Source organism: Bartonella sp. TT119HLJHH (genome assembly GCF_042193385.1).
Taxonomy (GTDB): Bacteria; Pseudomonadota; Alphaproteobacteria; order Rhizobiales; family Rhizobiaceae; genus Bartonella.
The window spans coordinates 1-8629 of the sequence record NZ_JBHILS010000026.1 but is presented as its reverse complement, the minus strand read 5'-3'; the positions used below and the strand labels follow the sequence as shown (position 1 = coordinate 8629).

3 protein-coding genes and 2 pseudogenes are annotated in these 8629 nt (G+C 38.1%); 2 read left to right on the top strand and 3 right to left on the bottom strand.

Translation table 11 applies throughout. From position 1 onward, the window contains the following. The 3 genes and pseudogenes from ACFIJL_RS08185 to ACFIJL_RS08175 all read right to left on the bottom strand — a co-directional run. Window positions 1-143 (bottom strand): annotated as a pseudogene (locus ACFIJL_RS08185) (phage tail protein); the annotation flags it as partial. Between the two features lie 13 nt (window positions 144-156). Then, the gene (locus tag ACFIJL_RS08180) at window positions 157-531 is read right to left on the bottom strand and encodes a hypothetical protein (protein ID WP_375624138.1); all 375 of its coding nucleotides are present in this window, start codon (window positions 529-531) and stop codon (window positions 157-159) included. A 755-nt stretch (window positions 532-1286) separates the two neighbouring features. Further along, window positions 1287-2417, bottom strand: a complete 1131-nt coding sequence (locus ACFIJL_RS08175) for a metallophosphoesterase (RefSeq protein ID WP_375624136.1) — start codon at window positions 2415-2417, stop codon at window positions 1287-1289. Window positions 2418-3191: 774 nt separating this feature from the next. Between ACFIJL_RS08175 and ACFIJL_RS09980 the strand changes: the two are divergent. Both ACFIJL_RS09980 and ACFIJL_RS09975 read left to right on the top strand, forming a co-directional pair. Beyond that, a pseudogene (locus ACFIJL_RS09980) lies at window positions 3192-3920 on the top strand (autotransporter outer membrane beta-barrel domain-containing protein); the annotation flags it as partial. A gap of 2250 nt (window positions 3921-6170) precedes the next feature. Continuing rightward, on the top strand, window positions 6171-8629 hold a 2459-nt coding region (locus ACFIJL_RS09975), incomplete at its 3' end, for an autotransporter outer membrane beta-barrel domain-containing protein (RefSeq protein WP_404978538.1).

Sequence of the window (8629 nt, the reverse complement as noted above, 5' to 3'; positions counted from 1 at the left end):
TAGCCGGTAAATTGCAAACTGGGTGCCTTGCCAAAACGCTCCATACAAACCCATGAGGCAGAAAACTCTTCTTCAAAGGATTGGAAATTCAGCCAGTCCACATAAAATTGATGTGATCCTAACATCATCAAAGGATCTCTCATAGGCTCCCTCCCCTCATTCTGTCCCGCCATGCAATGCATTGGCGCGTACCCGTTGAATGGCATGGGCAACCGCACGACCGGTGGCAACAGGATCACGCGCACCATTGACATGCACTGTGACATTTTGATTGTGTGTGATAGTGGAATGCTCTTTGCCTTTTGCTTCTGTGAAAGGGGAATTTGCACGCCCCGCCCCTGCAAATTGTGCAATCGGTTGAATGGTTGTTTTGCCCCCCAAAAAACTTGGCAAAAACTCTCTTACATCAATGGAACCAATCCACCCCTTAATGCGGCTAGGCAAAGATTTACAAAAATCGCTCAACTTTGTGATAGGTGCCATAAAGCCATCGACAATCGAATTAGCCAGATCTTCGCCCGCTTGTTCCATACCAGCCTTGGCACTCTCCGAGAGCTTTTCGCGGGCAAAAAAGCTCTTTCTAAACTGAAACTTCTTAAAATTCCCTTTTTACACTTCTCTCAAAGCAAAGATAAAACTGCCAAAACATGTGAAAGTCATCTAAGGATAATTGCATGAGACCATAACCGCTATAAACAAACTCCAATATTTGTATCGTATTATTGTAACGATTTACTTACGTATAAAAGAAGAAGATACAATTGTAATACAACTAAAAGTTCATACGGTTAATCAAGAGAAATTATATAGCATCACAAAACATCAATTGTTTGAAGATTATAAGTAAAAAATTGATCAAAATAAAAAGCTTTTCTTATGAAAAAGAAAAGTGTTGCCCATGAGTAGATATTATAAGCTCTAACAAAGGACATAACTTGATAATTATACCGCAACAAACTAATAGAAACAGCCTTCTTGATAATTCTGGACACCATGTGCTAGCAAATTATGAACATACCCTTGACAACCTCCCCTTTTCTTCAAAGATAAAAGCCTAAAAAGAAAAAATAGAATAACAAACCATTATTCTACTTTGTATTAAAGCTCAGTTCACATTAAACCATTGCACTTATAACGTATAACCTGAAAGCTTAGCAGCTTTGAAAAAAATATGTCTGATTTTTCATTCTATTTCTCAGTAACATTTAGACACTCCTACTGCTCTTCAAGCCCGTACATATAATACATTTTTTCCCTCATGCTTTAAGACAAAGAAACAAATCCTATTATAACTTACTGCAACTTGCCGAAAATTGGGTGTCTTTCCCTATAACACCAAGATCTTTAATTAAAAGCGGTTTTCCTATTTCTCCATTATAGGCTTTAACGTGAATGGTCTTGCCTTTCACATCTAAGAGGTAATAATCTCCATTAAAAAGCGCACCAGCTGTATATATAGGGATATTTCCAAAAACCTTATCATTTTTCGCACGGCAATAAGACTGATAATGCGTGTGACCCACGAAAATTGCTTTAACATTATGAGAGGTAATAATTGACTTAAAGACCGACAAATCTTTAGCATTCTTTTTACGAATAAAAAAGGATTCACCATCAATAGAAGCAGCACGCGCATCATGAAAATTAATGATTGTCACTTTACCTCTTGCATCAGCAGCAGCTAAATCGTTCCTAAGCCAATCTAAAGATTTATTGATTTGCACTTCTGTAGACTGCCCCTTCAAACGAACCGTATAGCTTGGATAATTGTGAAGCTGCACATAGTGAACATCTCCATAATCCCAAGAATAACTCAAACTCCCCCTTATCGAGCGAATATTTTCACCCGAAATAGGAATCAAACTTTCAGTAACATCTGCATTGAAATGCGATAATTGACTACGGTATTTTTTGATTTCCGATACCATTCTTGAAACTGCACTTATAGCACAAGCATCTTTGTAAAAACTGAATTCTTGAGGATTTGTACAATTACCAACATTATTGGCATAATCGTGATTCCCTAGCCCCTCATAGACAGGTGCTCCTAGAGTTTTATAAACATGTTCATAATCATCATAGTTTTTTTGTTGTCCAAACTCCGTCAGATCACCATTGACAATATGGAATGCAGCCCTGTGCGCTTTTATCACACCAGCAACTTGCTCATTTATCTTTAACCATGGCTCTCTGTTTGATATTCCATTGGCATCACCAGAATTTAAAAGCCACGGTTGCGGATCAGCCATAATAATAGCAGTGTAATTTTTTGTAAGAGACTTTTCTTTCATCGACCAATCCATGAATGCATCATGATGAAGCCTCTTGTCTCTTTTTATTCTTTCAGAATCAAGATTAAAACAACCAGAGAGAGTAAAAGCAATCACGGTGATTACCAATTCAACTTTATATCTCATAAACCTGTCACCATAAAAACGTTACATATTTTTATATTAAAAAAAATTCCTCAGAAGCAATTTTTTAGATTTTCTTGTCAAAAATGTGTCAAAAATTCGAAATAACGAAAGCAATAATCCTTCAATGAAGGTGCACTTTGATGATATAAAAGCACTGTTGATTTCAAGCCTTCAACTTCAAGAACTTTAATTGATTGAGATTTATAAGCTTGGGCTCGAGCTCTTTCAAATGTCATCGATACATCAACAGCTTATAAAAACTTAGTCATATACTATTAAAATATCCCCAACAGGAGAAAAAATGTATTCTTATACTAGAGCACCCAACTCCTTTGGATATCAAGATAAAATATATTAGAAATATTATGATAAATAAGGTATAAATAATCAAAAGTTCTAGCAATAGTGTTTGAGTATTACCATAATTACTCACTTTGACAATCTATAAAAATGCAGAAGTATTACAGAAAATACTATCATTACTTTATAAAAATAATGTGAATTATGTAAGTAATATAATAATATTTATTATTTTTATAATATATATTTACAATAAATTTAATTATATAATATAAATAATTACAAACACATTGTGTGTTAAATATAAATTCATACAAATTTAATATCAATTATTTTTTAATTTTGACAAAAAATCAAAAATGTCTTACCCAATAAAGACAATTACTGAAATTAATAACAACTATCCATTTTCACTTCTTCTTATTTAATTTGCGGGGAAATGAATATTTGGGGGCTCTCATAAGGGGAATACTAGTGTATAAAACATCTCTTTTATCATGCACAGCTACAGCCGCTATCATCCTGTTCAACATCCAGTTCAGTGCACATGCTGAAAATCTCGAAGTTTCTGAAGGAAAACAACAAGAAGTATCCGGAAAAACGTACGAGACTATTTATGTAAAAGACAAAGGAAAAATCACCGGTAGCACTGTAATTGTAACTGGAAACGAAAGCACAAATACAGATACAAGCAATGATAAGTATGTTGTAACAGTTGAAGGTGCTACCAGTGCGCTTGAATTAAATAACTTAAATATTCAAGGCACTGATTCTGATGTTCGCTTTGGTATTTCTGTAAAAGACGGCGCTAGCATCAACCTGACTGGAGGAAACATTACAGCTTCTCAAACTGGCGTTTATATCGATGGTAGTAAGGATAATAGAAATATACTGCAAAATGTAGTGATATCAGATAATAAAAATGAAGCATCATCACTCCTTGGAATAGAAATAAACAACGAAAGTTTTATCACTTTAGAAAATGTAACAGTTAAGCAAGCAGAAACTGGTATACTTGCGGATGTCGTTTCTCAAGTTATAGTATCCGGAGGATCATTCGAAGGTAAAATGGATGGCGTATATGCTATGGGCGGCACCACCATTACTGTAGATGGCGGTACTAACATTACCTCATCTAATGGTAACGGACTCCATGCCGATGATGAAAATACCACCATAAAAATGACTGGGGGAAGCGTAACTGGAAAAGACGCAGCATTGTATACAAACGACGGTGGTCATATTAAAATCACGGGTGGTACTCTAACAGCAAAGGGAAATACCACAAGTGCACCTACTACAGAAGGGGATAACCCTGCATATAATAAGGGTACTAAAATTGAGAGTGGATTCGGCGCCTTGTCTCAAGGTGAAAACAGTGTAATTGAATTATCTGATACAAAGATCAATGATGCGATAATCGGGTTAAAAACACAAGAAAGTGGCGCAATCGCAATGACTGGGGGAAGCATTACAGCGTCCAAAGTTGGTGCATTCTTTTTAGATAGCAAGAGCAAAGAAAACGAACTGAAAGATGTAGTGACATCAAGTGGGAAAGATGATGCGCCACTAATCAATGGAATCAAGGCAACTAACAGTAATGTCACTTTAAATAATGTAACAGTGACGCAAGCACAAACTGCCATAGATGCATATGATTCCACAGTAAACGTCTTAGGAGGATCATTTGATGCAGAAAAAGCCGCAATATTTGCTCAAAACGGCGGCAACATCACTTTAACTGGCGGTGCAAAAATTACATCATATAATGATGCTGGACTCTATGCGGAAGGTTCAAAGTCCATCATCGAAATGACAGGAGGGAGCATCACAGCGAAAGAGGAAGCAGTAACGACAACATACGGTGGCCATATTACTGTTACAGATGTCACCCTAAAAACAAATGGTGATGGACTTGGTGTAGCTTCTGATGACCTTGGTAGCATGATTGAATTACTTGGAAAGACAACGATTAGTGATAGCGCAATCGGGCTTCAAGCACAAAACGGTGGTGTAATCAAGATGACTGGGGGAACCATTACAGCTTCTGCAGCTGGTGCTGGATTCTTAAACAGTAACAGTCGTGAAAACAAACTAGAAAATGTGACAATCTCGAGTGGTAAAGACGATGCGCCACTAAACGTTGGAATAAAAGCAGATAAAAGTACCGTCACTTTAAAAGATGTAACAGTAACTCAAGCAGCCGCCGGTATATTTGCAGATCATGATTCGACAATAACAATCTCGGGAGGATCATTTCATGCACAAAATACAACAATATCTGCTCAAAACGGCAGCGCCATCACTTTAACAAACGGTGCAAAAATTACATCATCTGATGATGTTGGATTCTATGCAAAAGATTCAAACTCCTCCATCACAATGATAGAAGGAAACGTCACGGGAAAAGCGAGTGCTTTGGTTGCTGAAGATGGTGGTCATATTACTGTTACAGATGTTACCCTAAAAACAAATGATAGCGATAAGTCATTTGGTGTATTTTCTAATGGCGCAAATAGTGTAATTGAATTGCTTGGAAAGACCACAATTAGTGGTAGTGCAATCGGGCTTGCATTCCAAAATGATGGCGCAATCAAGATGATTGGAGGAACCATTACAGCTTCTGCAGCTGGTGCTGGATTCTTAAACAGTAACAGTCATGAAAACAAACTAGAAAATGTAACAATATCGAGTGATAAAGACGATACGCCACTGAACTTTGGGATAAAAGCAGATAAAAGTACCGCCACTTTAAAAGATGTAACAGTGACTCAAGCAGCAGCCGGTATATTTGCAGATCATGATTCGACAATAACAATCTCGGGAGGATCATTTCATGCACAAAATACAACAATATCTGCTCAAAACGGCAGCGCCATCACTTTAACAAACGGTGCAAAAATTACATCATCTGATGATGTTGGACTCTATGCAAACAGTTCAAAATCCTCCATCAGCATGACGGGAGGAACCGTCACGGGGAAAGGTAATGCATTGGTTGCTAAAAATGGTGGCCATATTACTGTTGCAGATGTAACCCTAAAAACAAATGATAGCGATAAGTCATCTGGTGTATTTTCTAATGGCAAAGGCAGTGTAGTTGAATTGCTTGAAGGGACAACGATTAGTGATAGTGAAATTGGACTTACAACAAACGATGGTGGCACAATAAAAATGACTGGAGGAACCATTAAAACTTCTCTAGTTGGTGCTGTCTTCTCAAGCAGCAGCAATGAAAACAGACTAGAAGGTGTGACAATATCAAGTGGTAAAGACGATGCGCCACTGGGCTTGGGAGTAATAGCAGACCAAAACAGTATCGTCACTTTAAAAGATGTAACCGTCATGCAAGCAACCAATGCCTTAGTTGCAGATGATCACTCGACAATAACAGCCTCAGGAGGATCATTTCATGCACAAAATACAACAATATCTGCTCAAAACGGCAGCGCCATCACTTTAACCAACAATGCAAACATTACATCATCTGATAACATTGGACTCTATGCAAATAGTTCAAACTCCACCATCAGCATGACGGGAGGAACCGTCACGGGGAAAGGTAATGCATTGGTTGCTGAAAATGGTGGACATATTACTGTTGCAGATGTGTCTCTAAATGTTACAGATGTATCTCTAGGTGACGAAGATATATCGTCTGGTGTATTTTCTAATGGCGAAGGCAGTGTAGTTGAATTGCTTGAAGGAACAACGATTAGTAATAGTGAAATTGGACTTACAACAAACGATGGTGGCGCAATAAAAATGACTGGAGGGACCATTAAAACTTCTCTAGTTGGTGCGGGCTTCTTAAACAGTAACAGCGGTGAAAACAAGCTAGAAGGTGTGAAGATATCGAATAGTAAAGACGATGCGCTACTAAACTTTGGAATAAAAGCAGACAAAAGTACCGTCACTTTAAAAGATGTAACAGTGACTCAAGCAGCCGCCAGTATAGTTGCAAATAACCACTCTACAATAACGATCTCAGGAGGGTCATTTAGTGGACGTGCTGTAGGAGGAAGCGCCGAAACCAGCAGTACGATTATCTTAAAAAACAATGCTAACATTATATCATCTAATGGCGGAGGACTCCTTGCAGACGGTTCAGGATCTAAGATCATAATGACGGGAGGATCCGTAGCCGCGAACAAAACAGCGTTATTCGCAATCAACGGTGGGCATATTGATGCCACAGATGTTGCTCTAAAAACAGAGGGAAAAGGAAGCGGTGCATTTGTAAGTGGCAATGACAGCACAATTCAATTGCATGGCGATACAATAATTAACAATACTTTGGACGGCCTTGGAGCAGTTAACGGTGGTAAAATCATTAGCGAAAACTTATCGATAATCGGTGGTGAAGCACTTGAAGGCCCCGACAACGAACGCACTGGTATATGGACATCGGACTCTGGTAGTGAAGTTAGGTTAATAGGCAAAACAACCATTCAAAATGTCGATGAAGGTTTTTATGCAGACGGTGGAAGTAAAATCATTAGCGGAGATTTAACAATAACTGGTGGTGAAAGTAAACAACAAACCGTTGCTGTAAACGTTGCGGAACTTGGTAGTGCAATCGAATTAAATGGTAAAACAATCATTCAAAACTTTGATGTTGGTCTCACTGCAGAAAATAATAGCACAATTAAGATGACGAATGGTTATATTGGAGCAGCAGAGAATACAATAAAAAATAAAATAGAAGCAAAAAAAGTTGCACTATGGACAGCAGCTAATGGACATATTGATGTCGTGAATACTTCTATGATAGCAGGAGTTGCTGGTTTGCAATTTATAGCTCTCTCTAATCCTGATCTAGATTATCCAGATGATCCACAAAAACGTAAAAGCAGTGAAATCAATTTAACCAATGCAGATGTTCACGCTGAAAATGGTACTGGAATTTTTGTTGGAGCTTTTACTAACACAAACATGGAAGATATTCCAGGTTTGTCAATCGGTACAGTCAATCTCAAAAATTCAGAAATCCATGCTGATGTATTGTTAGGAGATGGTCTTTTCGAAGATCCAAAATCTTGGAAAAATGACAATTATTGGAACAATAAAGAGGTTAAAGCGATCTCCAATGGCGCCTTCACCTTAAGTGCTGATCAGTCTACTCTAGAAGGCAAAGCGAATATTGCTAAAGACAGAAATGTACGTTTTGATCTAAAAAACAAGACAACATGGACACTAAAGACCAGTACAAAAGAAAAAGATGCTGATGGCAATCTGCTTGATATTGCTCAAAGATCTCGTTCCGATATTTCTACGCTTAATCTCGATAACAGCTCTATTGTTTTTGATGGACTGGTAGAAGATCATTATCACACATTGCATATAGGATCTGGTAAACCAGATACGCAAGAAGTCTACAACGCCTCTGGTAATGCAAAGATTTACTTCAACATTGCTTGGAGTGATGGCGTAGCAAGTGCCGATCAAAAAACCGATAGACTTCTGATCCACGGTGATGTCTCAGGCTCCACAACAGTTTATATCAAAAGCGATTCAGGAGATGAAAGTAGTGTAGTCAATGCTGCTGATCCTTCCAATATAGGTGGCCTCTCGCTCATTCAAGTATCTGGAAAAGCACAAGAAGACTCTTTCAAACTCGTAAATGGCTATACCACAAGAAATCGTTTGCCTTATAAATATACGCTAACGGCCTATGGACCAGAGTCAAGCCACGGTACAGCCGATGTTGCACAAAGCCTCTTTGATGAAAAGAATGAAAATTTCTGGGATTTCCGCTTACATAAAGAAATTCTTGAAACGGATTCTGGTTCTGGTCCAAGTGTGATCGTCCCTGTAGCACAAACGGCCAGTTACTTAGTCATGCCAAATGCTCTCTTCTACACGGGACTAACCGATATGGCTAAACAAAACGCACTTTTAGCCACAATGAG

Bases quoted from the DNA above. Each gene is read 5' to 3' on its own strand.
- ACFIJL_RS08180 (WP_375624138.1), bottom strand. From the start codon at position 531: ATGGAACAAGCGGGCGAAGATCTGGCTAATTCGATTGTCGATGGCTTT.
- ACFIJL_RS08175 (WP_375624136.1), bottom strand. From the start codon at position 2,417: ATGAGATATAAAGTTGAATTGGTAATCACCGTGATTGCTTTTACTCTC.